We start from the raw sequence: 26966 nt of genomic DNA, 5'->3' as shown, positions 1-26966 counted from the left end.
CCTTTTTCCATGACGCGGCGCATGAACAGGTCGGGGATCCAGTTGGCGGTGTTCATGTCATGGGTGCGGCGGCGATCGTCGCCAGTGTTTTTACGCAACTCCAAAAACTCTTCTATATCCAAGTGCCAAGTTTCCAAATAGGTACATACCGCACCCTTGCGTTTGCCGCCTTGGTTAACGGCCACCGCGGTGTCGTTGACCACTTTCAGGAAAGGTACAACACCTTGAGACTCGCCATTGGTACCTTTGATGTGAGAACCCAAGGCGCGCACACGAGACCAGTCGTTGCCCAAGCCGCCAGCAAATTTGGAGAGCAATGCATTTTCTTTGATGGACTCGTAAATGCCGTCTAAATCGTCTGGCACCGTGGTCAGGTAGCAACTGGACAACTGGGGGCGCAAGGTGCCACTGTTGAAAAGGGTGGGGGTACTGGACATGAAGTCAAAGGACGACAACACTTCATAAAACTCAATAGCGCGTTCTTCGCGGTTGACTTCGCCCAGCGACAAACCCATGGCCACACGCATGAAAAACGACTGGGGCAACTCAATGCGTTGCTTGCGGACGTGCAGAAAATAGCGGTCATACAGAGTTTGCAAACCCAGGTAGTCAAACTGAAGGTCGCGCTCAGCTTTGAGTGCCTTGGCTAAGCGAGGTAAGTCAAATTGCAGCAAACGAGTGTCTAGGAGTTCGTTATCAACGCCCTTTTGGATACAACTGGCGAAGTTGTCGCTGTAGTTTTGCGCCATTTCAGCTTGTGTAACTTCTTTGCCCCAAACTTCTTTGGCGATGGAGTACATCAGCAACCGAGCTGTTGCATAGGTGTAGTCGGGTTCTTTCTCGATAAGTGTTCGCGCTGCCAGCACAGAGGCTTTGTGCACCTCTTCCATGGGAATGCCGTCGTAGAGGTTTCGCATGGTTTCGTTGAGGATGGGCTCTGCTTGGATGTCTGCATTCAAACCCGCACAAGCAGCTTCTACCAATCCACGAAGGCGAGCCATGTCAAGCACCATGCGTTTACCACCGTCAATGACATGCAAGACGGGTTCAGCAGGAAGGGCTTGTTCCTTTTGGGCTGCACGTTCTTGGGTTCTTCTTTCGCGGTACAGCACATAGGCACGCGCAACTTCGTGGTGACTGCCGCGCATGAGACCGAGCTCAACTTGGTCTTGTACATCTTCAATATGAAAGGTGCCGCCACCTGGGCGTGAGCGCATGAGCGCACGCACCACGGCTTGGGTAAGTTGGTCAACCGTTTCACGAACGCTGGCGGATGCAGCGCCTTGGGTGCCGTGAACAGCCAAAAAAGCCTTCATCATGGCCACAGCAATCTTGGCTGGCTCGAAGGGAACCACAGCACCGTTGCGGCGAATGATTTGGTAGTTGCTAAGGTTGGTCTGAAGCGCAGAGGACTTGTTGGCGTCAGTCAAGTCAGCGGGGTTGACATAGTTGGTGCTGACTGCAGAGGAGGAAGCAATTTGCATCTTGATTTATTTCCTGTTGTTCTGAATGCTTTGGTTAACGTATGAAGTGCTGCTTGTTTCTGAGAACAAGCAAAAAACAAAATGTGACTACCCCACACTATATATGGGGTCGAAACTCTTTTCAACACACTACGTGTAGTGTTTGTGAAAAAAATGCGAATTAATTAAATTAAGCCAAGCTCTGCGGGAAAGTACGTAGCTTCTAGACCGACACCTTGTTGCAAATACCGCCATTCAAAACCTGCACCTGGGTCTTTTTTCCGCTCAGGCGCAATATGTTCATGCCCCGCAATGCAAGAAATGGGGTATTGCGACAAGAGCATGGGTAAAAGAGAAATTAAACTTTCGTATTGGTATGCGCTGAAAGTTTCGCCCTCTAAGCCTTCAAGCTCAATACCAATAGAGAAGTCGTTGCAGTTGGTACGTCCTGCGTGGGTTGACACACCGGCATGCCAAGCGCGCTGATCACAACTGACAAACTGTATTAATTCGCCGCCACGGCGAATTAAAAAATGGGCAGAAACTTTGACACCACGCAGTTGTTCGTAATAGGGGTGGCTGTCATGGTCAAGCGTATTGGTGAAAAACTGTTCAATGGCGTCGCCACTGAATTGCCCTGGGGGCAAGCTGATGGAGTGCAATACCAACAAATCTGTTTGTACCCCCATTGGGCGGGGTTCAAAGTTGGGCGAGGGGACATGCTTGGCAAACCTGTACCAACCCTTGGACCAACAAGCAGACATGTTTCCTAGCCTTCCTTGGCGTCTCGGTGCTCTTTGCTGCAATAAAAACCAAGCGAGCCTTCTAGGGCATCTGATTGCGGCAGATGCAGATCGCAATACTTGCATCGCACCATATTTTGAGCCTTGTGCGCTTGGCCCTCATCTTCTTGTGAATTGCTACTGTCGCGGCGCTGAGTTTTCAGCCACCACAGGACCAAACCAATGAGGGCGAACAGTAAGAGATATTTCATATGACTTTATGCAACAGCACTTCCAGCACAAAGCGAGACCCAACATAGGCCAGCAGCAGCATGGCTGAACCCAGGTAAAGCAAACGAATGGCAATGGGGCCGCGCCACCCTCTGGCTTGGCGTCCCCAAATCAACAGTGCATAGGTCAGCCAAGCCATGATCGATAAAACGGTTTTATGATCCCAGCGCAAGGCGTTGTCGGGACCATACAAGTGCTCACCAAAGACGAGTCCTGCGAAAAGAGTGGCTGTGAGCAGAAAAAAACCAATGTGAACAAAGCGAAATGTCAGCCGCTCTAGGGTCATCAAGGGCAGACCTGAGGGGTCCGCTTCTGCCAAGCGTATTTGACGCTCAGCGCGGTTCATCAAGCCCGCATGAACCACGGCAGCCGCAAATAAAGCATAGGAGGCCATGCCCAGCGCCCAATGAAGAGGCAGCCAAAGTGAGGCAGCGGCATGCAAATCATGCCCAGGAAAAAACAAGGGCAACAGCACCGCCACCAAGCCAGCACCTGAGAGTACCCAGCGGGTTTTCATTTGGGGGAACCAATGGTGTTCAAGGGTGTAGACCATCAGCACCAGCCAAGCGGTGGCGGACAAAGCGGGGGCGAAACCAAAGCGAGGGGTGGCGTCGGGTTCGGGGATAAGGCTGGCCAAGACGCTCAAGCCATGGAAAAGTGAAATGACCCAAAGATAGTTACGGCTTTGCTGGGGTGAGAGCCTGCCGCCTAAGAGTGCGCCTAGCGCATAAGCCAAAGCGGCGACCAAACCCCATACCGTACTGAAGGTCGATGCGCTGAATACAATCATTCGTACAGTTTAGCGTCTTGTAGCCCTTTGAGGCGCAAGCCCCCGATTTCTTTCAGGCACAACCCATGGCAACCGCACTCAGCGACAAACTCTCCAAACTGGTCAAGCAAATCAGTGGCCAAGCCCGCATTACTGAAACCAATGTCAGCGACATGCTGCGCGAGGTGCGCATGGCTTTGCTCGAGGCCGACGTGGCGCTGCCGGTGGTGCGTGACTTTATTGCCCGCGTGAAAGAAAAGGCCTTGGGGCAAGAGGTGCTGAGCTCGCTCACCCCTGGGCAGGTGTTGGTGAGCATTGTTCAAAAAGAATTGGCTGCCACCATGGGCGAAGGTGTGGCCGATATCGATTTGGCGGCTCAACCTCCTGCAGTGATATTGATGGCGGGTCTGCAGGGTGCGGGTAAAACCACTACCACCGCCAAATTAGCCAAGCACCTCATCACCAAGCGCAAGAAAAAAGTGTTGACGGTTTCAGCCGACGTGTACCGCCCTGCGGCCATTGAGCAACTTAAAACAGTGACCGCGCAAGCTGGCGCTGAGTGGTTTGCATCCGACGCCAGCCAAAAGCCTGTTGATATTGTTTTGGCTGCCTTGGATTACGCGAAAAAACATTATTTCGATGTCCTGCTGGTGGACACGGCAGGCCGCTTGGCCATCGATGAAGCTTTGATGCAAGAAATCAAAGCCTTGCACGCGGCGGTCAAACCGGTGGAGACGCTGTTTGTGGTGGACGCCATGATGGGTCAAGACGCGGTGAACACCGCTCGGGCTTTCAAAGAAGCTTTGCCTTTGACGGGTATTGTTCTCACCAAAACCGATGGCGATTCCCGCGGTGGTGCTGCGCTGTCGGTGCGCCAAATCACAGGTGTGCCCATCAAGTTTGCGGGTACCAGCGAAAAAATTGATGGCCTAGAACCCTTTGACGCCGAGCGTCATGCCGGTCGTATTTTAGGTATGGGCGATATCGTGGCCTTGGTCGAGCAAGTCACGGCCAACATCGATATTGAAGCTGCGCAAAAGATGGCAGCCAAGATGAAAAGCGGTGACGGTTTTGATCTCAATGATTTTTTAGCGCAAATTCAGCAAATGAAGCAAATGGGTGGCTTATCGAGTTTGATGGAAAAACTCCCCAGCCAACTCACTGCCAAAGCAGGTGCCGTGGACTTTGATAAAGCAGAAAAAGACATTTTGCGCAAACAAGGCATCATCCATAGCATGACCCCTAAAGAGCGCACCAAGCCAGACTTGATCAAAGCCACCCGCAAGCGTCGCATTGCTGCTGGGGCTGGTGTTCAGGTGCAAGACGTGAATCGTTTGCTCAACGAATTTGGCCAAATGCAAGACATGATGAAAAAAATGCGCGGTGGCGGTCTTATGAAAATGATGAAAAAGCTCGGCGGCATGAAAGGCATGGGCGGCGGTTTTCCGGGGATGCCGCGTTAGTCAGACACCAGCACTTGACCGCGCAGCGAGTGCGGCAGTGCCTCGGTGATTCGCACCTTAATCATCTGACCCACCAAGCGTTGACCTAGCGGCCCCGCGTCAAAGTTGACGATGCGGTTGCATTCGGTGCGGCCCATCAACTCGGCGGCACTTTTACGCGACGAACCTTCAACCAAAATGCGCTGCACCGTGCCCACGCGGCTCTCACCGATACGTCGAACGTTTTCTTCTACAGTCGCTTGCAAATGCTGCAAGCGACGCAACTTCACTTCATGCGGCGTGTCGTCAGGCAAATTCGCCGCTGGTGTTCCAGGGCGAGGGCTGAAGATGAAACTGAAAGACGCATCAAAACCAATGTCGGTGATGAGTTTCATCAGCTTGTCAAAGTCCTCTTCGGTTTCGCCCGGGAAACCCACTATGAAGTCCGAACTCATGGAGATGTCGGGGCGCACCGCACGGAGTTTGCGGATGGTGCTTTTGTATTCCATGGCGGTGTAGCCGCGCTTCATCGCCATCAAAATACGGTCAGAGCCGTGCTGTACCGGCAAATGCAAGTGGCTGACCAACTGCGGCACATTGGCATACACATCTATCAGCCTTTGGGTAAATTCGTTGGGGTGGCTGGTGGTGTAGCGGATGCGCTCAACCCCCGGAATTTCCGCGATGTATTCAATCAATAAGGCAAAGTCGGCAATCTCGGCTGAGTTACCCATGCTGCCGCGGTAGGCGTTGACATTTTGGCCCAAGAGGGTGATTTCTTTCACGCCTTGAGCGCTGAGACCGGCCACTTCAGTGAGCACATCGTCCATGGGGCGGTTGATTTCTTCGCCTCGCGTGTAAGGCACCACGCAATAGCTGCAGTATTTGGAACAGCCTTCCATGATGGAGACAAACGCCGTGGAGCCTTCCACCCGCGCGGGAGGGAGGTGATCGAATTTCTCAATCTCGGGAAAGCTGATGTCGACCTGTGGTTTTTTCAAAGCTAACCGTTGCTCGAGTAACTGCGGCAAACGGTGCAAGGTTTGCGGACCGAACACCACATCAACATACGGGGCTCGGGCGATGATGGCTTCGCCCTCTTGGCTGGCCACACAGCCGCCGACCGCAATTTGCACGCCTTTTTTCTTCAGGTGTTTCACCCGACCCAAATCGGAGAAGACTTTTTCTTGGGCTTTTTCACGCACCGAGCAGGTGTTGAAGACCACCAAGTCGGCCTCGTCAATGTCTTGGGTTTGTTCATAGCCTTGGGCAGCACCCAAGACGTCGGCCATTTTGTCCGAGTCGTACTCGTTCATTTGGCAACCAAAGGTTTTGATGAAAACTTTGCGGCTCATGGCTGAGCCTTGAGGGAAGTGCAGCGGGTCATGGTGTAGATCCAGAGGCTGTGAAAGGAGGGCAGATTGTAGCCAGCCAGTTCTTTATGATGCGCTCATGCCTACCTTCATCCGTACTGTGCTGTTCACCGATACCGATGGCCGCGCCCGCTTCAAACAGGAAGACATTGCCCTTGACCAAGGCAGCGAAAAAGCCCGTTTGAGCGAATGGATGCCAGCGCAGGGTGTTCAACTTCGCCAAAGCCCAGTGGGTTTTAAGAGCGAGTTCCATGTCAGCAGCCATGCGCAGTGGGTTTTTATATTGCAAGGCCAAATGGAAATTGGGCTGCAAGATGGCAGTTGCAAAGTGTTTGCTGCGGGCGAGCATTTTTTCTCAGCTGATTTGCTCCCCGATGGTGCTGTGTTTGACCCTCAAGTGCATGGCCACTGCAGCCGCCAAGTGGGTGAACAAGCCTTGGTGACAGTGTTTGTAAAGGCTTGAGCCGCGTGCCTGAAAACGTGTCAAAGCTACATGCAACTTAAATATGAGTAATTTGGCAGTATTTTTTTCTCTGAAAATTAAAGTCATGCCCTGTTCAAACCGATAAGACTTGTAGCAACTTGGGCGAGAATCGCCCCTGAACTGGATTTTCTTTTCAAAAACCTTTTTGAGTAGCCATGAAAAAATATTTGCGTCTGATCCTGGAAATTTTGCTGGGAATTTGTTTGGTTGCTACTGCAACGCTGGCGTACTGGAATTTTTCCGCCAAAAAACATTTGAATGAACAAGTCGCTGAGTTGAGCGAACAGCTTGATGAAGCCAAAGAATCTTTAGAGAAAGTTCAAGAAGAAGCGACCGCTTCGCAACAACCCAAAGAAGAGCCTGAGAACACATCCGCTCAGGAAATGGAGGCTTTGAAGTCGGCCTTCGCCAATGGTGTGGTGTTGCAAGACGTTGAGCTTTTGTACAAAGCCCAAAAAAGTTTGAGCGCTGAGCGTCAAGTTGGCATGGCGTCTTTACGCTTGCTGACCAAGGGCGCCCAAGACCCTGACACCATCGCCGCTTACCAAAAAGCTTTGGAAATGGCCGAATGGAGCAACCGTTTACAAACCGTTTGCGCAGCTCAAAATGCCTTAGCGTCTGCAGGTCAAAAAGTCAAAGTGTTGTCTGAATGTAAAAAGTCCACCAACAAAGAGGCCGACAGCAAAGATGCCCATGCCAAGAAAGACGATAAAGCGCACGAAGTTCATTGGGGCTATGAAGGCGATAACGGCCCAGAGCACTGGGGTGACGCTTTCCCTGTGTGCGGTAAAGGTAAAAAACAGTCGCCTTTGAATATCGTCGGACCGTTTGAAAAATCCAAAGATACTTTAAGCGTGGACTACAAGGAAGGCCCGCTCAAAATGTTCAACAACGGCCACACGATTCAGGTCAATATCGAGCCTGGCAGCACCTTGACGATTGGCAAAGAGAGCTTCGATTTGCTGCAATTTCACTTCCATCGCCCCTCAGAAGAGCAGGTTGAAGGCAAAAATGCCAGCATGGTTGCCCACTTTGTTCATAAGAGCAAGGAAGGCAAATTGGCTGTGATTGGCGTTTTGCTCAACGAGGGCAAGGACAGCGCGGCGATTAAAACTTTGTGGGCGAATTTGCCACCCAAAGAGGGCGAGGAGTTTTTGCCACCCAAGGTGACCTTTAATCCTGCCAGCATGCTGCCCAAGGAAATGGCTTTTTATAACTACGAGGGTTCACTCACTACACCCCCTTGTACTGAAGGTGTGCAGTTCTACATCCTGAAAACGCCTGTGGATATTTCCAAGCAACAGCTGGCTAAATTCCCTTACAAGTTGAATGCGCGTCCGGTTCAGTCTTTGAACGGTCGCAAAATTGCCGCAGGCGGTTAATTTAGATAGATTGCAAGCGATCGGTGGAGGGTACGACTCGGGTGAGTCGTATGCCGTAACGGTCATTGACCAGTACCACCTCGCCTTGCGCGACCACTGTTTCGTTGACCAACAGGTCCAGAGGTTCGCCAGCAATGCGGTCGAGTTCAACCACGCTGCCTTGGGTTAAGCGCATCAAATCTTTGATTTTGATATTGGTGCGTCCCACCTCGATGGAGAGGGTGACCGAGATATTTTGCAGCACTTCCGGGTTGATATTGCCTGGTTGGCTGACTTGAAACTCCTCTGAAGTAGGAGGCGTTTCGTCTTGGGTTTCGGTGGTGTCGTTCATGGTGCTTTCCTGTCTCAAAGCTGTCCGGGGACAATTTGCTTTTCAACCCGCACAGCCACATTGGAGCCGCGCGTGCCGATATTGACCCCAAAGGTGGGGACGCCGTTGGCCAGGAATTGCGCCTGGTCGGGTTTCTTGAAGAAAAGCAAATCGCCCTCCTTCATGTTTCGCAAATGGTAGAGCGAGGTTTTGATCTCGCCCATCATCACGCGCACATCGAGTTCGGAGTCGCCAACGGCGACCGCCAAGTCTTCGCGCCAAATTTTGTCGGACTCCTCGTTGCCGTCGCTGGTGGAGACTCGGTTGCGCAGCAAGTCGCGCAACGGCTTCAAAGTGGCGTAGGGGTAGACCAAATCCATATAACCTTTGCCACCAGAAGCAGTGGCCTCGGCGTCAAAGCGGGTCAGTACCACCAAGTCGTTTTCATCGGCAATTTGTGCAAACTGGGGGTTGATCTCGGCGCTGATTTGTTCACAGTCGATTTCCAAAATTGGCGCCCAAGCTTCTTTGAGCGAGCGGAAAAACACGCTGAGAATGATATGAATGATGCGGGTTTCGGTGGCCGTGAACAGCCGACCAGGTGGCAGGTCGGACACACCCTTGCCAAAACCGCCAAAAAAACTGTCCAATGAACTGAACACCACATTCGGGTCGATGATGATGACCGAATTGCCTCGCATGGGGCTGATGCGAACCGTGTTCACCGACAAGGGTGCTTTGAGGGTTTTGATGTAATCGCCAAACTTCAAAATTTGTACCCGCGTCGGGTTCACGCGTGGCGTGGTGCGTAAGACTTCTAGCAAACCCAAACGAAACATTCGGATGAACCGCTCGTTGATCATGTCGATGGCCGACACATTCACGCCCAGGCTGCTGTTCTCGCTGGCCAGGTCGTGTTTGCGCACCCGGACTTTGGTGTTGAAACCGGTGTCCGATTCGAGCGATCCGTCCTTCAAACCCTCGGCCAAGGCCGTGAGTTCTTCGGGACTGAGTAAGTTGGGTCGGGTTGCCATGAGAGGTTTATTGCATCACAAAGGATGTGAACATGACTTCTTCGATGCCGCCAAAGTCTTCGTATTGCTCAAGCATCTCATTCATGATGTCTTTGAGTTTGACGGCGAGTTCTTTGCGAAAGTCGGGTTTGCTGACCTCGGCTTCAGTGGACTGGCGCATGATGTCGAGCATGGCTGAGCGCAGAGCGAACTCATGCTTTTTGATGTTGTCAAACACGCGGGTGTCGTAGTGGGTCATGACGGCGAGTTGCACGACCATGACTTTCTTGGAGCCCGTGATATTGGTCATCAGCTCTTTTTCAATTTGAAAATAGTTCTTTTCAAAGCGAGTGGCTTCGGGCGCTTCTTTCTTTAGTTTTGAAGGCGCTTCATCTTTGGCTTTGGTTGCCGCTGCTTCAAGTTCTTCGAGCTTGTCCATAGCGGCGAGTTCGGCTTTTTTCTCGTAAAAACCAGAGAAATACAAAGTGCCAAAGGCCACGGCAACCACCACAACGATGGCGACCACTGCGATACCTGCGATCAGCAATATCGGTTTTTTCTTTTTCGGTTCTTCTGAGCCCTCTGCGGGCGTTGCTTCAGGTGCTGCTGTTGCCATGTTTTACTCCTCTTTCATTCAATATGTCGTCATGCAAAAGTGTCTAACAAAGCACTGTTGCTGTGACGCACTGGTGTTGCTGCATTTGCTTCTTCGCCCACGCCGTTTGCGCCGAGTGTGACACAATTGTCTCCTGCGGCTTGGCGCTGGCCAGATTGTCCCGAGCCACCTTGCGACGACTGACGGTTATCCTGTCCTACAGAAACATATGCATTGTTCATGCCAAGTTCAGCCAAAGCTTCTTTCAAACGGGTGCTGCCATTTTGAATCAAGTCTTTGGTCAAGCCGTTTTCAGCATGGAACTGAGCGCTTAATTGTCCATCACGCATTTCAAGTTGTACATCGACCAATCCCAAACTGGCTGGCTTGAGGGCGAATTTCATCTTCCATTCACCCGCGTTCAGTTGGTCGTTCATGCGACTGGCCAACTCGGTGGCTAATTTTTGACTGAGTTTTTCAAACGTCTGCGCCATGTCTGGGTGGTTTTTCAGGGTCTGGGTGGGCGAGGCGCTGCTTGGGGAAGGGCTGCGGTTGTTGGTCACGCCGCCACCTGAGGCGCCTTCTTGCGACGTGCTGCTGTCATCCAAGGCGCTGAGTTTGTCGAATTCTTCCTTCAAGCGGTCGATGTCTTCGGGGCGCAAATCCGCGTCCATCATGGACAGTACCGCCAAGGTGCTGATGTTGTCAGGCGCATCCGTTGCCTGCGCAATGACTGCTTGGCTCAGGTTGGGGGCTGGGTTGAGTTGTTTGTTTGCTGCCAAGTCTGCGGAGGCGGAACTCCACTGGACTTCTAAGCCAATGGGTTTCATATCTTCAGACAACGGCTCGGCGCTGGCCACTGAGCTGGCTTGGGGCACGAGTGGCAAGGCTTGGCTAAGTTCCGCCTGGGTTCCCAGCACGGCTTGGGCAGGGATGTTCAAGGGGTTTGAAGCCGTGGTGAGGCCAACACTGCTAAGGGATGTTGCAGCGACTGTGAGAGGGTTGCTCAGGCCATTGCTAGGCAAGTTGTTCATGGCCAAGATTTGTTGGGTGGTGGCTGCGGGCGCGGTGGCCTGCACCTCAGCGGCCGTGTCATCTCCTAACAAGGCTTTGATTTGTGCTGGGTCTAAGCCCATGGCCAAAGCGAAATCGGTCAAGCTTTTTTCGCTGGTCTCAGGTTGGGTAACTGTGATGATCTCAACCTCGGGACTCAGGGTAATCGACTGCAAGGCCTGACCCTCTTGACGGGCAAATGCTTTGGCTTTGGCCGTTTTTGCGTCTGCTTCCTCTAGGTTTTGGTTTTTTTGCAGTGCAAGTTCATCAGGCTGACTGGCCCTTTGCGTGGCGGTGTCTGCTGGGTGGTTTGACTCAATGGCATCCTTGGCTGTCTCCTGAGCCACGCTGGATTTCGCCTCATGGGGCTGGGCAGGTGGCAGATGTTTGGCGAAATGTCCGCCTGGGCCAAGCACACCCATGCCTTTAGAGCCCGGGGTTTTGGCATGCAAATACTGATTAGGGTGGAAAGCTTGGCGCAAAGCTTGCTGCTCTAGCACGCCCTTGGTGGCAGTTGAGCTTGGGCTTGGTTTGGCGAGTTTGTCTGCGCTTCCAGCGGCAAGCTCTTGCCGTTGGGGGGTCTGCAGCGAGGCAATTTGTTGGCGCAAGAACGCGGCAAAGTCCTCGCCCGACTGGGTACCAGAGGAGGGGCGTGACAGTGCCCCACCTAGGTTATTTGCCTCGGTGGAGACGGGGGTGGCGTTTGGCGATAGGCCTGAATTCAATGCAGATAAGTTCATATCCGTTCAATGCTTCCCTTAAAAGACAGAGCATTTAAGCAAGAACCGTGACAGGCTAAGGTTTGCCGTTCGCTGCAAAGCCCTGCGTCAAGCCAAAGGAGGAACAAGAAGCTGGCACATGGCTTGCTTCATCTCCTTGAGGGCGTTGAAAAACGCTTGGAAAAATAACCCTTAATGCTTCAAAAACAGTGACAAAACGACCATGAGCACCTTAACCCTGTCAACGATTCGACAGAACTTGACCAAGTTTGACTACACCGGATTGGGCATTCCCGTCCTGGTGCTGTTGATCATGGCCATGTTGGTATTGCCATTGCCGCCGCTTTTATTGGATTTTTTGTTTACTTTCAATATTGTCATCAGCTTGGTGATCATCATGATCGCCATCAGCACCCGCAAACCATTGGAGTTCTCATCCTTTCCCACTATCTTGTTGTTTGCCACCATGTTGCGACTGGCCTTGAACGTAGCCTCTACCCGCGTGATCTTGGTGGATGGCCACACCGGCCACGACGCAGCGGGCAAAGTCGTGGCGGCTTTTGGCGAGTTTGTGATTGCAGGTAACTATGTAGTGGGTTTCATCATTTTTGCGATTTTGATGATCATTAACTTTATTGTGGTGACCAAAGGTGCCGGTCGCGTGTCTGAAGTGAATGCCCGTTTTACCTTGGACGCTATGCCTGGCAAACAAATGTCTATCGACGCCGACTTGAACGCAGGTGTGATCGACCAGCCCACAGCCCAAAAGCGCCGTGCTGAGCTGTCCCAAGAGTCAGACTTCTTTGGCGCGATGGACGGTGCCTCTAAATTTGTCAGCGGTGACGCCATCGCTGGCTTGCTGATTTTGTTGATCAACTTGATCGGCGGCTTGACCATTGGCGTGATTCAACACAATTTGTCGGTGTCTGACGCTGGCAAGATTTACACCTTGCTCACCATCGGTGACGGCTTGGTGGCACAAATTCCTTCGCTGCTGTTGTCGCTGGCCACCGCCATCATCGTGACACGTGTGACCACTTCAGAATCGATTTCCGAGCAAGCGCATACCCAACTCGCCAATCCCTCGGCCCTGTTTATCTCTTCCATCATCTTGGCCGCTTTGGGCATGGTGCCCGGTATGCCCCACCTGATGTTCATCACCTTGGCGGCGGCGACGGCAGGCTTGGGATTGTTGGTTATTCGCAAAGAGGTGGACGAAGAGGCTGTACAAGTGGCCGAGGCGCAAGCCGCTGCCACCACCACCGAGTCCACCAAAGATTTGGATTGGGACGATGTTGATCAGGTGGACTTGATTGGCTTGGAAATCGGCTATGGTTTGATTCCTTTGGTGAACGTCGAAACTGGCGGTGAATTGATGAGCCGTGTCAAAGGCGTGCGTAAAAAATTGTCTGCAGAGCTTGGCTTTTTGGTGCAACCCGTTCGCATTCGCGACGACTTGAACATAGACCCCGACTCGTACAACATCGTGCTCAAAGGCGTGGTACGTGGCAAAGGCGAAATCAAAGTAGGCCGTGAATTGGCCATCAACCCCGGTCAGGTATATGGCGAACTGCAAGGCACGCCTACCCGCGAACCCGCATTCGGTTTGGAAGCCGTATGGATCGAATCCTCGCAACGCGATTTGGCCCGCACCTTGGGCTACACAGTTGTCGACGCCAGCACCGCCATCGCCACCCATTTGAATAAAGTATTGCGCGAAAACTCCGCCGACTTGCTCAGCCACGACGAAGTTCAGCAGTTGCTCGACAAGTTGTCTGCCAAGTCCCCCAAGCTGGTGGAAGAGTTGGTGCCTGGCAAGCTGTCGCTGGGCGTGGTCACCCGCGTACTGCAACATTTGTTGAACGAAGGCGTGTCCATACGCGACATGCGCTCAATCGCCGAATCTCTTACCGAAGCGAGTGCTCGCAGCACCGACCCCGAGCAGCTCGCGGCTTATGTGCGTCCCAAGCTAGGTCGCATGATCATGCAAAGCTTGGTCGACGAGTCCAGCAATTTGTCTGTGATGACTTTGGAGCCTGGATTGGAGCAGTTGCTGCACAACGTGTTGCAGCAAAGCCAGCCAGGTCAACCCGTGGTTTTGGAGCCCAGTTTGGCTGAAAACTTGTTCAACGCGCTGCGCATGGGTGCGCGGGCCATGGAAGACGAAGGCCATGCCGCCGTCTTGGTGGTCTCGCCGCTGATTCGCAGCTGGCTGTCCAAAGCTGTTCGCTTCCGCGTCAGTGATTTGACCGTCTTGTCCTACAGCGAAATTCCAGATGACCAAGCGGTCAAAGTGATTCACACTGTGAACGCAACCAACCGCGGCTAATCCACCCTTTTATTTGACCAACGAGAAACACCATGGAACTCAAGCGAATCATTGCCCGTGACACCCGGGCGGCCAACGAAAAAGCAGTTGCTTTGTACGGCCCCGACGTGCTTGTCATCTCTACCAGCAAGGTGAGAGGCAAAACCGAGTTGATCGTTGCGGTTGATGTTGAGCCCATGAATGCCGAGGTCGCTTTGGCAGAGACCTTTGTGCCTACCGAGAAAACCTATAGTTTGTCTGCCACGCCTAGCAACGAAGAAGCGCCCTTGGTGCAAGAAGAGCCAGCCAGTTTTGGCAAAGTACTTGACGACACCATGGCCCTGCACAAGCGCCAAGCCAAGCCCGCCAAAGCTGAAGCCACTGGGTTTGTACCTGCTGCCTCATTGAAAAAAGCCGCACAAGAGAATGCAGCGCCTGTGGTCCAAGAAGAGACTGCAGCGATCGATATCACCACGCCCGTGGCGCCTGCCGCTGTGCATGCACAAACCCAACAAATGGTCGAGGAACGCGATGCAATGCGCGGTCGTGAAATCGTGCAAATGGTGCGCGAAGAACTCGCAACCTTGCGCAAAGAATTCAAGCTCAGCCAGCAAATGGCTTGGCAAGGCACGGGTTTGGCTCGTAACCTCATGCCTTTGCGCAACGCCTTGCAAGAAGCTCCCATTCCTGTGGCTTTGCGAGCCTTGCTGATTGACAGTATCCAAAGTTTTGAAGACGTAGAGCCGGCCATGGATGAAATTCGCCGCCAGCTTTGCCACTCCATGCTCCACAGCAGTGTGACAGCGCCTGACCAAGGCGTTCACGTGCTCGCAGGCCCTTCGGGTGCTGGCAAATCCTTGATGGTGGCTCGCTTGGCGCAACACGCCAGTGTCAACTGGGGCAGCGAACAAGTGGCGGTCATCAGTTACAGCGACCAACGGGCAGGTGCTTGGAACCAAACCCAGTTGCTCAGTGCCCAGTCCGGTGTGGATAGCTTTCGTGCCACCAACGTCACCACCTTGAAACTCTTGCTTGAAGAGCATGGCCAGCGCAAGTTCATCATCATTGACACCCCAGGTGTTCAAATGGCCGAGCGCGTGAGTGAAATTGCCGCCATCAGCAAAGAGGCACAATTCCACGTGGTTCTTCCTGCCGATGCCTCTCAATCTTCGTTGCGCAGAATGCTTTCAACCCCCCATATTCAATGGCAAAGCCTGATGATTTCCAAATTGGATGAAGCCAGCCAACCTTGGGCACTGATTCAAGTGCTCACCGAAGGCCATGTAGGCGTGAGTGGCGCCAGCCGCGGCGAGCGCATCGGAGAATGGTCGGTGCAAATGCAAGCTGAAGAGTTGGTCACTGTGGCACTGGCGAATTTGTCGCTGGGCTACACCGATGCTCCCCAAGAAGACATGAGCAGCACGCTGGCCATGGCTTCTGCCAGAATCTCGCGTCTGGCCGCGCAACACACAAGGTCTACCCATGAGTAACAACAAAACCACGGAGGTCATCGGCATTGCCAGCGGCAAAGGCGGTGTGGGCAAGACCACGGTGTCGATCAACTTGGCTGTTGCTTTGGCCCAGCGTGGCCACGATGTCATGTTGTTTGATGCTGACTTAGGGTTGGCCAACGCCCAAATCGCTTTGGGTGCGCGTGCCGAATACAACCTTAGCCATTTTTTAGCAGGCCAAAAAACCCTCGAAGAAATCACCATCACCACCCGCCAAGGCATACAGCTCATTCCAGGAGCGTCAGGTGTGCAAGAGTTGGCGGCATTAAGCCAGTTGCAAGCGGCCAGTATCGTGCAGGCATTTAGCAACTTGGGTAAAAAAATTGACTACCTCATTGTTGACGTGGCCGCAGGTATTTCACCGTCGGTGTTGGCGTTTTTGGCGGCCTGTCAGCGCCGCTTTATCGTGGTGCAAGACGACCCCTCTTCCATCGCGGACGCCTACGGTACCATCAAAGTTCTCACGCAAGAAATGAAGCTGGACGAAATTTACCTGGTGCCCAATTTGGTGGATACCCAAACCCAAGGGTGGAAGCTCTACCAGCGTTTGAATGATGTGTGCGTGCGCTTCTTGGGTGAGTCAGTTCACTATTTGACTTCCATCGAAAACGATGAAATGGTCTTGGCTGCGCTGAAAAAATACCAGTCGGTCATGGAGTTGGCGCCAGGCACTGCCGCCGCTCGCGATTTCCGCCGTTTGGCCGAGTTATCTACCCAGTTACGACCCATCGACCATCCGTCCGGTGGCCTGCAGTTTTTCATGGAGCGTTTGCTGCAAAGCAATACGAAGAGTACATGAGAGCCATTTCTCCAATGAAGATGTACCAGCAGTCTCGCCCGCAAGGCGAGGAGCTGGTGTTGGCCCACCTTGGCTTGGTCAAGCGCGTGGCTTTGCACTTGAAGGCTCGCGTACCCGCTTATATGGAGCTCGACGAGCTGATCCAGGTTGGCATGATGGGTTTGCTCGAAGCCTCGCGGGTGTTTGACCCGACCAAGGGTGTGGATTTTGAAAACTTCGCTCACAGCCGTGTGCGTGGCGCCATGCTCGATGAGGTGCGTCGTTTATCGTTTTTGCCGCGTTCTGCGGTAGCCTTTAACAAAGAACACAACGAAAGCCTGCATGTGTTGTCGGCTGAGTTGGGCCGTGCGCCCTCCCAAGCAGAAATGGCCGAGTTCATGGGCAAAGACTTGGACGATTTCCAAAAAGAGCGCGGTAAAGCACGTCGCTTTGAAACGTATTCTTTAGAAGTCGTCACAGAAGAGGTCATGAGCATTGCCGACGACGCCTCCCGCCAGCCCGATGTGATGGTGGAAGAGGCCGAGTTCATGGGCGCGGTCACCGACGCCATTGGTCAGTTGCCTGAGCGTGAGCAACTGGTGATGCAGCTTTACTATGTGGAGGAGCTCAACCTCAAAGAAATCGGTGAAGTTTTAGAGGTCAGCGAGTCTCGTATCAGCCAGATTTTGTCTTCGGTGGTGAAAAAGCTGCGTGTGCAGCTGCAAATCGCGCCAGAAGATATTTTCAAAACTTCTAGGAGCGTCTCATGAACAGCTTCTTTCAACTTTTTTTGGTATGGGGCGTGTTGTTGGTGTTTTTGTTGGTTTTGTATGTGATCGACAAAGTCAATGTCATTTACCAAGGTTATTCGCGCACCGAAGTGCCTGCCACCTACGACGATGGTTTGTTTGGCGAATTGGCAGGTAAAACCCTGTGGGACGCCATGAGTGGCATTCCCTTGCCTGGGGTGGACGCTAAGCATGTGTCAGACCTCAAACCGCATTACGAACCCATCTTGCGCCAACACATAGAACAAGTGTTCATGGAAGGCTATAGCCATGGCAAAGCCGGTACAGTCGGCGTGCCCACCAATAACCGTCAAGTGCCTACACCGCGCGGTTCGGTGGTGTCTTGGTTGCCTATGCACCATTTGGCCAGTCTGTACCAAGCCGGTGTCGATTTCGCCACAAGCAAGCCTGATGATGTTTTGCGCATTCAGCAGTCCTTGGACCAAGTCACCGGCATGATTTACGCCCGCATTGGCTTGGGACTGGGTGAGCCCTATTCCGCAACCTTGCTGATTCATCCTGTGTCGTCCGATGAGGAGGCTATGTTGCCGCCTGCTGAGGATGCGCCTGCCGCTGAGGTACCGCCAAATGCTGCACCCGCCTTACCCTCGGTGGCAATGGCTGCCAGCATGGAGCCCAGCGGCGAAGTGTTAGAGCCCGATTTGTCGCAGTTGAACATAGGCCGAGGCGCCCCAGCCGAGGCCGCTCAGCCGGCTGCCGCAGCCCAAGAAAGAGCGGTTCCCGTTGCTGCCTGATCTCAAGTTAAGCCATATTGCGCCGATGTATCCTTGGTCAACGATTGAACACAGGAGAACCTGATCATGCGAGCCAATTCCAGAGCCATTGCCAGTTACGGAGACGTCAAGGTCACCACCGGCGTTTCCAAAGCCAACAATGTCGAACTCATTCAAATGCTGTTTGATGGCTTGATTGAGAGCTTGGCCACCACCAAAGGTCATATCCAGCACAACAATATTGCCGAAAAAGGCAAAGCGATTGCTCGCGCCAGCCGCATTGTTTTGGGCTTGCAAGGCGCCCTAGATTTTGAAAAAGGTGGCGAATTAGCCACCAACTTGAATGAACTTTATAACTACATCACGCGGCGTTTGCTGTATGTGAACGCCCGCAATGATTTGGCGGCTTTGGATGAAATCCATGGCTTGATGACAGAAATTCGCAGCGCCTGGGAAACCGTGCCTGCTTTGATCCCGCGAACCACCCCTGGTCGTGAATTTGTGAATTGAAATATTTGTCGATATAAATCGACAAAATTATCAGTTAATCTAGGGGAAGTTTTGCGAGGCATGTTGGCGCGTTTGCGTCAGCATGCTTTAACACTTGGAGCTTGCAATGGCAGCAGTTGGTTTAGTCGTTTTGATGATCGCCGTGTTCGGTGTGTTCGTTGCCCACGGTGGCGATTTGACACCTGTGATCAAGGCCGCGCCTTGGGAATTTGCCCAGATTTTTGGCGCGGCGGTTGCTGCCAGCTTGATCAGTAACAGTGGAGCCGCGGTAGGCACGGGTTTTGGTGCTGTGGGTAAAGTGTTCAAAGGTCCCAGGTACCACAAGGATGATTATTTGGCGATTATTTTGGTGGTCTCCAAGATCTTGAAGACCCTCAAAGCCGAGGGTGCGGTGGCTTTGGAGCCGCACATTGAAAACCCCGAGTCCAGCGCTATCTTTGCCGAATACCCGCCTTTGTTGCAAGACCACGCTTTGCTGGACATGATTTGCGACACCATCCGTCTGATGGTGGTGTCTTCAGGCAACTTAAGCCCTTACGCGGTGGAAGACGTGATGACGGCTTCCATCAAAAACCACCACCACCACGAGATGGCCAACGCCGCTTTTTGGTCGAGCATGGAAGGCGCCTTGCCTGCTTTGGGCATTGTGGCTTGTGTGTTGGGTGTGGTGAAAACCATGGGCGCAATTGACCAACCCCCGCCTGTACTTGGCGCTTTGATTGGTTCTGCGCTGGTGGGTACCTTCATGGGTGTGTTGTTGGCTTACGGTGTGGCGGGTCCATTCGCGGTGCGTATCGCGCAGGTGGTCGAAGAGGACAATGAAGTCTTTAAATGCGTGCAACAACTCATCGTCGCCAATTTGCATGGTCACCCCATGCCCCTGGTCATCGAGGCTGCGAGGTCCGTCATCAACCATCACAACAAGCCGTCATTTGGAGAAATCTTTGACGGTATGCGAGGCAAATAAGCATGGCCGAAGAAGCTGTTGCTGACGCCGAGGTAGACGCAGACTCGCCAGCCGAAGCCGCACCCGAAGCGCCTGCGGCCGCACCGGGTGGTGAGGCGCTGGCGCCCGTCATCATCATCAAGAAGATTGAAGATGGCCATGGCGGCGCCCACGGTGGCGCTTGGAAGATTGCGCTGGCCGACATGATGACCGCCATGATGGCGTTCTTTTTGTTGATGTGGTTGCTCGGTGCATCTAACGCCGACCAACGCAAAAGCATTGCCGACTATTTCAAACCCACCTCGCACAGCTTGACGCCTGTGGGTCAATTGGCCGGCTCCAACGGTGTCTTGGGTGGCCGATCCATCATCGACCCCGATGCATTTCCCTATGGCTCTCGCCAAACTGGCTTGCTCGAGCGCTTGACGCCCAAGTCCGAGGGCGGCCCCAACCCAGACACCGAACCTGGCCCCGAAAACGAAAACGAGGCCAAAGACCCCACATCGGGCGGCAAAGGGGAAGGTCTAGGTTCTGGTCAGGGTGGTCAAGGTGAGGGCGGTACTGACCCTGAAAAAATGAGCAAAGCCGAACGCAAAGCCGCGGCCGAGCAAGAAGACAAAGAAAACTTTGAAAAACTCGAACAAGAGCTGAAAGAAAAATTGTCGGAAAACAAAAAATTCGAAAGCTTGAAAGACAAAGTGGCAATCAGTCGCGACAAAGACGGTTTGCGCATTGAAATCATCGACAACGCTGACTTCGCCATGTTCCCCAGTGGCGGCGTGGGCATGCAAGGTAAGGCCGCGGCATTGATTGCTGAAGTGGCGTCCTCTTTGGGCGATATGCCCAACAAGGTAGCCATCCGCGGTCATACCGATGCGGTGCCCTTCCAAAACCCTGAAGGTAAAAACAACTGGTCGCTGTCGGCAGATCGCGCCGAGGCCACGCGTCAAATTTTGCAGAAAAAAGGCATCAAGGAAGAGCGCTTCAAACGCATCGAGGGTGTGGCCGATACCGATCCGTTCAATCCCAAGGACAAGTTCGATCCACGCAACCGCCGCATGAGTATCACTGTGCTTAACCAAGACCCTAAATAAACCTTAAGCGGTTCGCAGGTCGTATTTGTTGATCTTCTCGATCAAGGTGGTGCGCTGAAGGTTTAAGAGTTTGGCAGTGCGCGAGACATTGCCTTGAGAGCGCTCTAAGGCTTGCTCAATGATGTTGCGCTCAATTTCGGCCAAGCGGTCTTTGAGCGACATGCCTTCAGGTGGTAAATGCGGCATGCCTTGCGCCAACATGATGATGCTCTCGATCTCGTTATCTTGGGGCTCGGGTTGGTTCACCATGGACAAGACACCCATCTCCGCCAATACTTCAGGCGGCGGCGTCATGTCTTGCGACACACACGGCCCCATTTGCACCAGCATTTGTTCTTGGACGGGTACCAAGCCCTTGGGCAGCAAGCTCGGTGGAATCGAACGAATATCGAGTTCTTGACCGGCATACAAGGTGCTGAAGCGGTCCATCAAATTGGTCAGTTCGCGCACATTGCCAGGCCATGCGTAGTTGACCAAGGCGTCTAAAAATGCGGGGTTGAAGCGAATCGGCTGCGAATGCGCAGATTTGTAATGTGTCGCATAAAAATTCAGCAACTCGGGGATGTCTTGGGGTCGCTCGCGCAGGGGTGGGGTGACCACCGGCAGCACATTAAGCCGATAGTACAAATCTTCGCGAAAGCGTCCAGCCTGAATTTCTGTTTCTAAATCGCGGTGTGTGGCGGCAATGACACGAACATCAATGGGAATTTGCCGTGTCGAGCCCACGGGGTCAATCACCCGCTCTTGCAAGACACGCAACAACTTCACCTGCATGTCCAAGGACATATCGCCAATTTCATCCAAAAAGATGGTGCCGCCGTGCGCCAATTCGAAGCGGCCAATGCGGTCTGCCACTGCACCAGTGAAAGAGCCTTTTCGATGGCCGAAAAGTTCACTTTCTAATAATTCTTTGGGAATAGCTGAGCAGTTTATAGGTACAAAACTACCCCCTAAACGATCGGATTGTTCGTGCAAAGAACGCGCAAGCAACTCCTTGCCTGTACCGCTTTCGCCCGTGATGAGCACCGTGGCGGCGGAGTTGGCAATGGTGGAGATCAGGCGGCGCAGGGCTTGCGCGATCGGGCTGTTACCGATGAAATGGGAGGAAGACTTCATGCTTGTACCAATTGTGACGCAAGGGGCAAATTGAACAAGTCGCCAAAAGTATTCCAACGAAAAGAATGAAAGGCCTTAAAGAAGCGCAACTGTGCGCCGATTCATAGCTTGTACCCATTCAGAGGAACTTACCATGATGTACCGAATTGCTCTCGCCGCCGCTGCTTTGTCTGGTCTGACCGCTTGCGAAACCATTCATACTTTGTCAGCCCCCATGCAAGCACCTGTGGTGGCCGTTGCTGGCCCAGCAGGTGTGGCTTCGCCCAAATCTGCGCCAACGGTGGCCCCAGAACCCGCACCCGTTTCCATGATCACTCCAATGATGGAAAAGCGCGAAACCTTTGTCGCCACCGGTTATGCGGTCATCAGCATTCAAAACCATAAAAACCCTGCGCAGCAACGCTTGCTGGCGATTCGTGCCTCCAAGCTCGATGCCTACCGTGCTTTGACTGAACAGGTCTATGGTCAACAAATGGATGCAAGCACCACGGTGGCTGACATGACAGTGATGAACGACACCTTCCGCGCCCGTGTGGAAGGCGTGATTTACGGCGCCAACTTGGTGAGCATTACCCCCATTGGTGACGACACATACGAAACCACTTTGTCGCTAGACCGTAATGCGGTGCAAGATTTGCGCACCCTGTATCTGACACAAATCGCTTCACGTCGCTAAGCAATACCTATTAAAGGTTGATAGATATGCGTACCCGCTTTGTTTGCTCTGCTGTGACAGCGCTGGTCTTGGCCTGTAGCCTGATCGCCCCTGTGTCTGCGCAGTCGCTGACCGCTGAAGAGCGCTTGGAGGCGATTCGCCAGTCATTGGTACAGCGCTCACTTGAGGGCCCCACCCAAGTGCGTTCCACCCAATGGGTCGATGGCAATGGCGCTTTGCGCGAAAGCAATAGCTTTGTCACTGGTATGGAAGTGCGCGGCGTGCGCATCTTGGCTTATGGCCGCGACATGGACAAACAGCCCAGCGCCAGCGGTATGCAGTTGGATGGCAAAACCGCTTTGGCGCCCAGTTGTGTGTCCCCCGCCGCGGATGGTGCTGTCTGGCATCAGCTGAACTGGGAGGTGCGCTATGGCTCATCCATGGCAGCGGGGCGCCGCTACGAGGCCCAGTTGATTGGCCAGCAATTTCGTCAACAGGTGTTTGCAAGCTCCCACCATGCCAAGTCTTGGCGTGTCAGCGAGCGCAAATTGCCAGCCGACGGCTACGAGCAATTATTGGTGGGTCAAGGCGAGCAGTTGGTGCCGTGGGTGTTGCGTTTGAACATATCGCTAAGCGCAGACTCTTTCCCTGCTGCCAATGTCTATGACGTGAGCTGGGAGCTCATCGGTCGAGGCGAAGGCCAAGACCCAGCGTTTCGAGGTTCTCAACAAATCAGCATCGATGTGCCGCGCATTGTGGGCATCGAATCCAAGCCTTTGTCGCCAATGGTGGTGTCACAAATTCAAGCAAGTATCCAAAATTTTCAAAATGGCATGGAAAAAGTGCTGTCTTGCAAGGTGCCACAGTTTCAGGTGGTGAAGGTCAATGCGGGCAGCGTGCGCATAGCCGGTGGTGCTGCCAGCGGTATTCGCGTGGGTAGCCAAATGGTACTGGCCGACCGCCTGAAATTACCCCTGCGTGCTTTGGAGCCCCGTGCCTTGGAGCGTATCGCCATGGCTGAGGTGGTGGCCGTTAGCGATTATTATGCGGAGCTTAAGTTCACCGCAGGAACCAAATTTCCCGCCAATGTGCAATGGGTAGCCATTCCGCATACGCCTTGAATTTCAGGAGTGATTGACCATGTTGTACGCCAGCCCCCGTAACTTTGCTATGCCCTTGATGTTCTTCTTGGTAATGATGTCTTCGGTCTGGGCCGCAGAGTCGATGCCCCAAGCGCCTTTGGAGTTGCCCAAAGAGTTCATTCCCGCAGAAGTCAGCCCTGCGAAAAAGCCCATGTCCAAGTCCATCAAATTGGTCAAGGCCGATGTTGCCCAAGACCCCGTGCCAGCCGCAACTTCTGCGGTGGCCAAACCTGTAGCGCCCCAGGGCAAGCCGCTGCCTGAAGAGATGGCGGCTCCTGTTTGGAAAACCCATACCGTGGTGGCTGGCGATACCTTGGACAAAGTGGTTCAAAAATACTATGCCAACAGCCCCCTTAAAGCCGATGTGCTGCGTGACTGGGTAGTAGTGAACAACCCCAAGGCCTTTACCAAAGTCAATACCAAAAAGCTGCAACCTGGCACCGTACTGAATTTGGCCGACCAAGCCGAATTGATACAAAAACTCATGCCCGGTGCAGTCTCGAAAACCAGTGCGCAGCCCAACAGCCCGCCTGCCAACCCCTTGCCCGCGCCCTCGGGTGGCGCAGCAGCACACCAAGCGGGTAACTTTCAAGCGCTTGCAGAACCCAATAAACGCAACTGGGTGCGTTACCCCTGATAAGTCCTCGATGCTTGGCCCCGAACTTGTCAGTGCTGCCAGCCGGATAGGGCCTGTCCAAGCAGAGAACCGCTCGGTCTGGGTGCAAACACCTGTGGCGCAGCAACTGGGTTTGCGGGACGGGCAAATTGTGCAAGCCACTGTCGAGGTGCGCGATCAGCGGGTCCGCCTTTGGTTAAAAGATTTCTTTTTCGAGCTACCTAACGGCTGGGTTCTCAAAGACGGCGACAAACCTTTTTTGCGTGTCAGCCATAACGCAGGCAGTTGGGGCTTTTTGATCCAAGCCTATCCCAACGGCCAAGCACCAGCGGCCACAGCCACACCGGTGAACCAGTTGTTTGGGTTGAACCCTGGCTCGGCGCTGGCCTCAGAGGCAGCGCAGCCCGAACCACAGTCCAACCGCTTGGGTATGTTGCTGATGCACCCGCCGGGCTTTGCCACTTTTTCAAAGTTGCTAAGCGATGTGGCGCAAGGCAATTGGAGCGCCCAGACCGAGATTGGACCTTGGTTGCAACGCCTGTTGCAGCAACGCAATTCCTTGGCACAAATGAACCCCAGCATGCTGCGCAAAACCGTGATGGGTCAGTCGCGAAGCATTGAAAGTATCTTGTTGCAAGGCCAAGAAGCCGCGGATGACCCTAAAACCTTGCTCAAAAAAATCTTGGGGCTGCTCAGTGAAGAAGGCGGCAACAAGGAAGCGCTGCGTCAAGTGGAAGATGCATCGACAGAATTGGAAGCTGCCCAAGCCCAGAGCGCACAAAAAATGCTGCAAGGTGAGTTGTCTTTGCATGTCATCTTGCCCTTTATCGATGCCGATCCCGTGGACTTGCATTTCCAGCGTCCTCCGCGTAAAAAAGGCCAAGAAGAGCCGCCTTTGAGTGTGGATATCCATTCACGCAGTCGGGTGTTGGGTGAGGTTTGGTTAAACACCCAAATATCCAAAGGCAATGATGTGGATTTGGTGATGTGGGCGCTACGTGGCGAGGTTGCGCATTTAGCGAAAGAGCGCTCCGGCGAATTGGGCCTTGAGCTGGGCTCGGCAGGGCTGCAGTTGCAGTCGTTTCAAATTTTCAACGCACCGCGTCCACTGGCGCGGGTGAGCGAGTCCTCGGGCACCCGTGGCTCGGTCATCGATTTAAGGGCCTAAGACCATGAAAGCGCCCTTGGAAGCGGTAGCCCTTGAATACGGCAAACAAAAAACTCCCCGCGTGGTGGCCAAGGGCCAAGAGGATTTGGCGCTGCGCATCATCACCGAGGCCAAGCGCCAAGGTATTTATGTGGCGGAGGACCCGCAGTTGCTGGCACTGCTCAGCCGTCTTGATGTGGGGGAAGAAATCACGCAAGACATGTACACCGCAGTAGCGGTAATTTTGTCGTGGGTGTATTGGTTAAAAGGTATGCAGCCTGGCGACGAGGCCAAGGGCGAACCTGACGATCAGGCTTCGCTGTAGCCGCGCATACGGCGCAGGCGTTTGATTTGACCTAAGCGGTCGTAGACCTCCACGGGGCTGGTGGGGTCGTTCACATTCAAGCTTTCCAAAGCACCACGGATGGCGTCAAGTTTTCGCAAAATCAAAATTTCATTGCGTCGGTGCATATCACGACAGGTCACCATGCGGTTGCGAAATGGCGTCCATTCGGGACCTAAGCGATCTGCATCCTCGGGCTGTCGCACGCCAGTAACTTGCGTGAGATCGGCCAAGATTTGATTTTTTTCATTCAGCAGTTCTTCAAATGCGTCCAAGTCCTGCTCTTTGAGGGCATTGAATTCCTCGTCGAGCAAATCCACCAAGCGGTCTAACTGCACATCGGCGTAAGACACGGCTTGGGGCACTTCAATAGAAGCTTGGGCATTCATGGAGCAGTCCTTGGGGAGGTCAGATCATTTTTTCCAACGCAACAAAGTTTTCGGCAATGCGACGTGGGTTGATCGGATAGCTGCCTTCACGCAAAGCGGTTTTGATGGCTTCAACTTTGACGCGGTCAAAGTCGGGCGCATCTTTGGCGCGTTGGGTGACATTGCTCAGGTTGACCGTGTCAGCATTTTGAGGCGCAGGTGCGGGCGCAGCCTTGGCTTCAGGAGAAGGCGCAGTCTTGACAGCTTTGGACTTGTTATCAAGTTTTTCCAAAGTTGTGCGCGATGCAGAATTGTTGGCAATTCGAGAGTTGGAAACAGGGTCAGACATGATGATTCCTTATGAATATAGGCGGAGTTTATACAAAACTTCACATTGGTAGTATCGACCCCAAATCTTGAGACTTGAGGCCAACAAAGTAAAAAAACCGCAGAAAGTTAAAAAGAGGCTTTTTGTACTCATTACAAACCCCGCGCCGTGTTCATGCCAGTGACGACCGCTGACAATAATCGACCCGACTCAGGGTTTTTCAAGCGGATTTGGTCACCCAAAGTACCGTCTTGCTGGGCTTCAGCCCGAACTGTGATCAAAAATCCTTTGCCTTCACCGACGGCTACCAACACTTGCTGGCCGCGTTTGACCATGGTGGAGGATTTCAGGTCTTGTTGGCGTAACGGGGTATTGGCTGGCAAGTCGCGCAGCAACTCCATGTTGAGCATTTCGCGCTCATCGCCCACGAAACGGGTTTCATAAGAGGGAACTGGCAAATCGGCCTGTTTGAACATACCGGTTTGCAAGACCGTGCCACGCTTGAGGGCTTGGGTTGACACCCAGACCATGCGGTTGACTTGGCCGTTGTTATTGGCTTGGTTGATTTGGTTGCCCAAGGTGTTTTTCACCTGAACCATCACAAAGTGTTGCCACAAAGGCTGGGCGCAACGGGCGCGAACGCTTTGTTTGTTGCCAAAAGGCTGGTCAAACACGATGTCTTGGGTGCAGGCCTTGATATTGATGCGGCTGTCCATGGGCAGGATGGTGACCAAGGCGGGATCAATTTTTTGGCTGTCGACCACGAACTGTTTGGCACCCGACTCCAGGGTAGGCCATGCTGTGGCCACTGCGGGGGTGTTTTGGGCTTGGGTCAAAGAGACCACGCCGCCCAAGAGCACAGCCAGCAACGCCAAGGCGCTTCGGGCCGGTCTGGGTACTGTCTGAAAGGTTCGGCACAGCAATTGCAAGATGGTCTCCAAGGGTGTGAAAGTTTTGACGTTTTAG

The 26966-nt window shown here is 53.3% G+C and carries 29 protein-coding genes; 16 read left to right on the top strand and 13 right to left on the bottom strand.

The features are described from left to right. From AC9UEO_RS11155 to AC9UEO_RS11140, 4 genes are all read right to left on the bottom strand, one after another. The coding region (locus tag AC9UEO_RS11155; RefSeq protein WP_509533304.1) for a ribonucleotide reductase barrel domain-containing protein at positions 1-1484 on the bottom strand (1484 nt) is incomplete at its 3' end. A gap of 164 nt (positions 1485-1648) precedes the next feature. After that, positions 1649-2227, bottom strand: coding sequence for a 1,6-anhydro-N-acetylmuramyl-L-alanine amidase AmpD (gene ampD / locus AC9UEO_RS11150; RefSeq protein WP_509533302.1), 579 nt, complete (start codon positions 2225-2227; stop codon positions 1649-1651). A 5-nt stretch (positions 2228-2232) separates the two neighbouring features. Further along, positions 2233-2457: a PP0621 family protein gene (locus tag AC9UEO_RS11145; RefSeq protein ID WP_509533299.1), complete on the bottom strand. Its 225-nt coding sequence runs from the start codon at positions 2455-2457 to the stop codon at positions 2233-2235. Beyond that, positions 2454-3266 carry a cytochrome C assembly family protein gene (locus AC9UEO_RS11140; RefSeq protein ID WP_509533297.1) on the bottom strand — a complete coding sequence of 271 codons (813 nt, stop codon included), beginning with the start codon at positions 3264-3266 and terminating at the stop codon, positions 2454-2456. Before AC9UEO_RS11140 ends, AC9UEO_RS11145 begins: the two co-directional genes overlap by 4 nt. Before the next feature lie 65 nt (positions 3267-3331). Between AC9UEO_RS11140 and ffh the strand changes: the two genes are divergently transcribed. Further along, a complete protein-coding gene (ffh, locus tag AC9UEO_RS11135) occupies positions 3332-4708 on the top strand; it encodes a signal recognition particle protein (protein WP_509533294.1) in 1377 nt (458 codons plus the stop codon). Here ffh and miaB read toward each other — a convergent pair. After that, positions 4705-6042 carry a tRNA (N6-isopentenyl adenosine(37)-C2)-methylthiotransferase MiaB gene (gene miaB / locus AC9UEO_RS11130; RefSeq protein ID WP_509533292.1) on the bottom strand — a complete coding sequence of 446 codons (1338 nt, stop codon included), beginning with the start codon at positions 6040-6042 and terminating at the stop codon, positions 4705-4707. The two genes, ffh and miaB, sit on opposite strands and share 4 nt — an antisense overlap. Before the next feature lie 97 nt (positions 6043-6139). Here miaB and AC9UEO_RS11125 point away from each other — a divergent pair, with 97 nt between their 5' ends. Both AC9UEO_RS11125 and AC9UEO_RS11120 read left to right on the top strand, forming a co-directional pair. After that, entirely contained in the window at positions 6140-6523 is a 384-nt protein-coding gene (locus AC9UEO_RS11125; protein ID WP_509533290.1) for a cupin domain-containing protein, read from the top strand. Between the two features lie 176 nt (positions 6524-6699). Beyond that, positions 6700-7926: a carbonic anhydrase gene (locus tag AC9UEO_RS11120; protein ID WP_509533287.1), complete on the top strand. Its 1227-nt coding sequence runs from the start codon at positions 6700-6702 to the stop codon at positions 7924-7926. A gap of 1 nt (position 7927) precedes the next feature. On the opposite strand, the gene fliN is transcribed toward AC9UEO_RS11120, so the two are convergent. From fliN to AC9UEO_RS11100, 4 genes are read right to left on the bottom strand one after another with little or no spacing between them, the layout of a single operon-like run. After that, on the bottom strand, positions 7928-8257 hold the full coding sequence (fliN, locus tag AC9UEO_RS11115) for a flagellar motor switch protein FliN (RefSeq protein ID WP_509533285.1): 330 nt from the start codon (positions 8255-8257) through the stop codon (positions 7928-7930). A gap of 14 nt (positions 8258-8271) precedes the next feature. After that, on the bottom strand, positions 8272-9270 hold the full coding sequence (gene fliM / locus AC9UEO_RS11110) for a flagellar motor switch protein FliM (protein WP_509533283.1): 999 nt from the start codon (positions 9268-9270) through the stop codon (positions 8272-8274). A gap of 7 nt (positions 9271-9277) precedes the next feature. After that, complete coding sequence (locus AC9UEO_RS11105) at positions 9278-9865, bottom strand: flagellar basal body-associated FliL family protein (protein WP_509533281.1); 588 nt, start codon at positions 9863-9865, stop codon at positions 9278-9280. A gap of 29 nt (positions 9866-9894) precedes the next feature. Continuing rightward, positions 9895-11637, bottom strand: a complete 1743-nt coding sequence (locus AC9UEO_RS11100) for a flagellar hook-length control protein FliK (RefSeq protein WP_509533278.1) — start codon at positions 11635-11637, stop codon at positions 9895-9897. Positions 11638-11839: 202 nt separating this feature from the next. On the opposite strand from AC9UEO_RS11100, the gene flhA reads away from it, so the two are divergent. The 8 genes from flhA to AC9UEO_RS11060 all read left to right on the top strand — a co-directional run bounded on the left by flhA (position 11840) and on the right by AC9UEO_RS11060 (position 20285). Continuing rightward, complete coding sequence (gene flhA / locus AC9UEO_RS11095) at positions 11840-13945, top strand: flagellar biosynthesis protein FlhA (protein WP_509533275.1); 2106 nt, start codon at positions 11840-11842, stop codon at positions 13943-13945. A 32-nt stretch (positions 13946-13977) separates the two neighbouring features. Beyond that, positions 13978-15414, top strand: coding sequence for a hypothetical protein (locus tag AC9UEO_RS11090; RefSeq protein WP_509533272.1), 1437 nt, complete (start codon positions 13978-13980; stop codon positions 15412-15414). Continuing rightward, positions 15407-16234, top strand: a complete 828-nt coding sequence (locus AC9UEO_RS11085) for a MinD/ParA family protein (RefSeq protein WP_509533270.1) — start codon at positions 15407-15409, stop codon at positions 16232-16234. The genes AC9UEO_RS11090 and AC9UEO_RS11085 overlap by 8 nt, the downstream gene beginning before the upstream one ends. After that, positions 16231-16983, top strand: coding sequence for an RNA polymerase sigma factor FliA (gene fliA, locus AC9UEO_RS11080; protein WP_509533267.1), 753 nt, complete (start codon positions 16231-16233; stop codon positions 16981-16983). The genes AC9UEO_RS11085 and fliA overlap by 4 nt, the downstream gene beginning before the upstream one ends. After that, positions 16980-17756: a hypothetical protein gene (locus tag AC9UEO_RS11075; protein ID WP_509533264.1), complete on the top strand. Its 777-nt coding sequence runs from the start codon at positions 16980-16982 to the stop codon at positions 17754-17756. Before fliA ends, AC9UEO_RS11075 begins: the two co-directional genes overlap by 4 nt. Positions 17757-17822: 66 nt before the next feature. Continuing rightward, the gene (fliS, locus tag AC9UEO_RS11070) at positions 17823-18245 is read left to right on the top strand and encodes a flagellar export chaperone FliS (protein ID WP_509533261.1); all 423 of its coding nucleotides are present in this window, start codon (positions 17823-17825) and stop codon (positions 18243-18245) included. 106 nt (positions 18246-18351) lie between these two features. Then, on the top strand, positions 18352-19212 hold the full coding sequence (locus AC9UEO_RS11065) for a motility-associated protein (RefSeq protein WP_509533258.1): 861 nt from the start codon (positions 18352-18354) through the stop codon (positions 19210-19212). Between the two features lie 2 nt (positions 19213-19214). Beyond that, the gene (locus tag AC9UEO_RS11060; protein ID WP_509533255.1) at positions 19215-20285 is read left to right on the top strand and encodes a flagellar motor protein MotB; all 1071 of its coding nucleotides are present in this window, start codon (positions 19215-19217) and stop codon (positions 20283-20285) included. Positions 20286-20288: 3 nt separating this feature from the next. Here AC9UEO_RS11060 and AC9UEO_RS11055 read toward each other — a convergent pair whose 3' ends face one another. Then, entirely contained in the window at positions 20289-21401 is a 1113-nt protein-coding gene (locus tag AC9UEO_RS11055) for a sigma-54 interaction domain-containing protein (protein ID WP_509533253.1), read from the bottom strand. A gap of 133 nt (positions 21402-21534) precedes the next feature. On the opposite strand from AC9UEO_RS11055, the gene AC9UEO_RS11050 reads away from it, so the two are divergent. Genes AC9UEO_RS11050 through AC9UEO_RS11030 form a run of 5 tightly spaced genes read left to right on the top strand, consistent with a single transcriptional unit; the run spans position 21535 to position 25286 of the window. Beyond that, a complete protein-coding gene (locus AC9UEO_RS11050; RefSeq protein WP_509533250.1) occupies positions 21535-22077 on the top strand; it encodes an LPP20 family lipoprotein in 543 nt (180 codons plus the stop codon). Positions 22078-22103: 26 nt separating this feature from the next. Beyond that, positions 22104-23177 carry a hypothetical protein gene (locus AC9UEO_RS11045; RefSeq protein ID WP_509533247.1) on the top strand — a complete coding sequence of 358 codons (1074 nt, stop codon included), beginning with the start codon at positions 22104-22106 and terminating at the stop codon, positions 23175-23177. Between the two features lie 19 nt (positions 23178-23196). Continuing rightward, positions 23197-23835 carry a LysM peptidoglycan-binding domain-containing protein gene (locus AC9UEO_RS11040; RefSeq protein WP_509533244.1) on the top strand — a complete coding sequence of 213 codons (639 nt, stop codon included), beginning with the start codon at positions 23197-23199 and terminating at the stop codon, positions 23833-23835. Between the two features lie 10 nt (positions 23836-23845). Then, positions 23846-24982 (top strand): hypothetical protein, encoded by a 1137-nt coding sequence (locus AC9UEO_RS11035; RefSeq protein WP_509533241.1) that lies wholly within the window; start codon positions 23846-23848, stop codon positions 24980-24982. Positions 24983-24986: 4 nt separating this feature from the next. Beyond that, positions 24987-25286 (top strand): EscU/YscU/HrcU family type III secretion system export apparatus switch protein, encoded by a 300-nt coding sequence (locus tag AC9UEO_RS11030; RefSeq protein ID WP_509533239.1) that lies wholly within the window; start codon positions 24987-24989, stop codon positions 25284-25286. Here AC9UEO_RS11030 and flgN read toward each other — a convergent pair. The 3 genes from flgN to flgA form a co-directional block, all read right to left on the bottom strand. Next, complete coding sequence (gene flgN, locus AC9UEO_RS11025) at positions 25271-25693, bottom strand: flagellar export chaperone FlgN (RefSeq protein WP_509533236.1); 423 nt, start codon at positions 25691-25693, stop codon at positions 25271-25273. The two genes, AC9UEO_RS11030 and flgN, sit on opposite strands and share 16 nt — an antisense overlap. Positions 25694-25712: 19 nt before the next feature. Continuing rightward, a complete protein-coding gene (flgM, locus tag AC9UEO_RS11020; RefSeq protein WP_509533234.1) occupies positions 25713-26021 on the bottom strand; it encodes a flagellar biosynthesis anti-sigma factor FlgM in 309 nt (102 codons plus the stop codon). Positions 26022-26152: 131 nt separating this feature from the next. Further along, complete coding sequence (gene flgA, locus AC9UEO_RS11015) at positions 26153-26929, bottom strand: flagellar basal body P-ring formation chaperone FlgA (RefSeq protein WP_509533231.1); 777 nt, start codon at positions 26927-26929, stop codon at positions 26153-26155. Positions 26930-26966: the final 37 nt, after the last annotated feature.

The sequence above is a fragment of the Limnohabitans sp. genome, assembly GCF_040401495.1.
GTDB lineage: Bacteria > Pseudomonadota > Gammaproteobacteria > Burkholderiales > Burkholderiaceae_C > Limnohabitans.
This window is presented reverse-complemented; position numbering and strand designations above follow the sequence as displayed.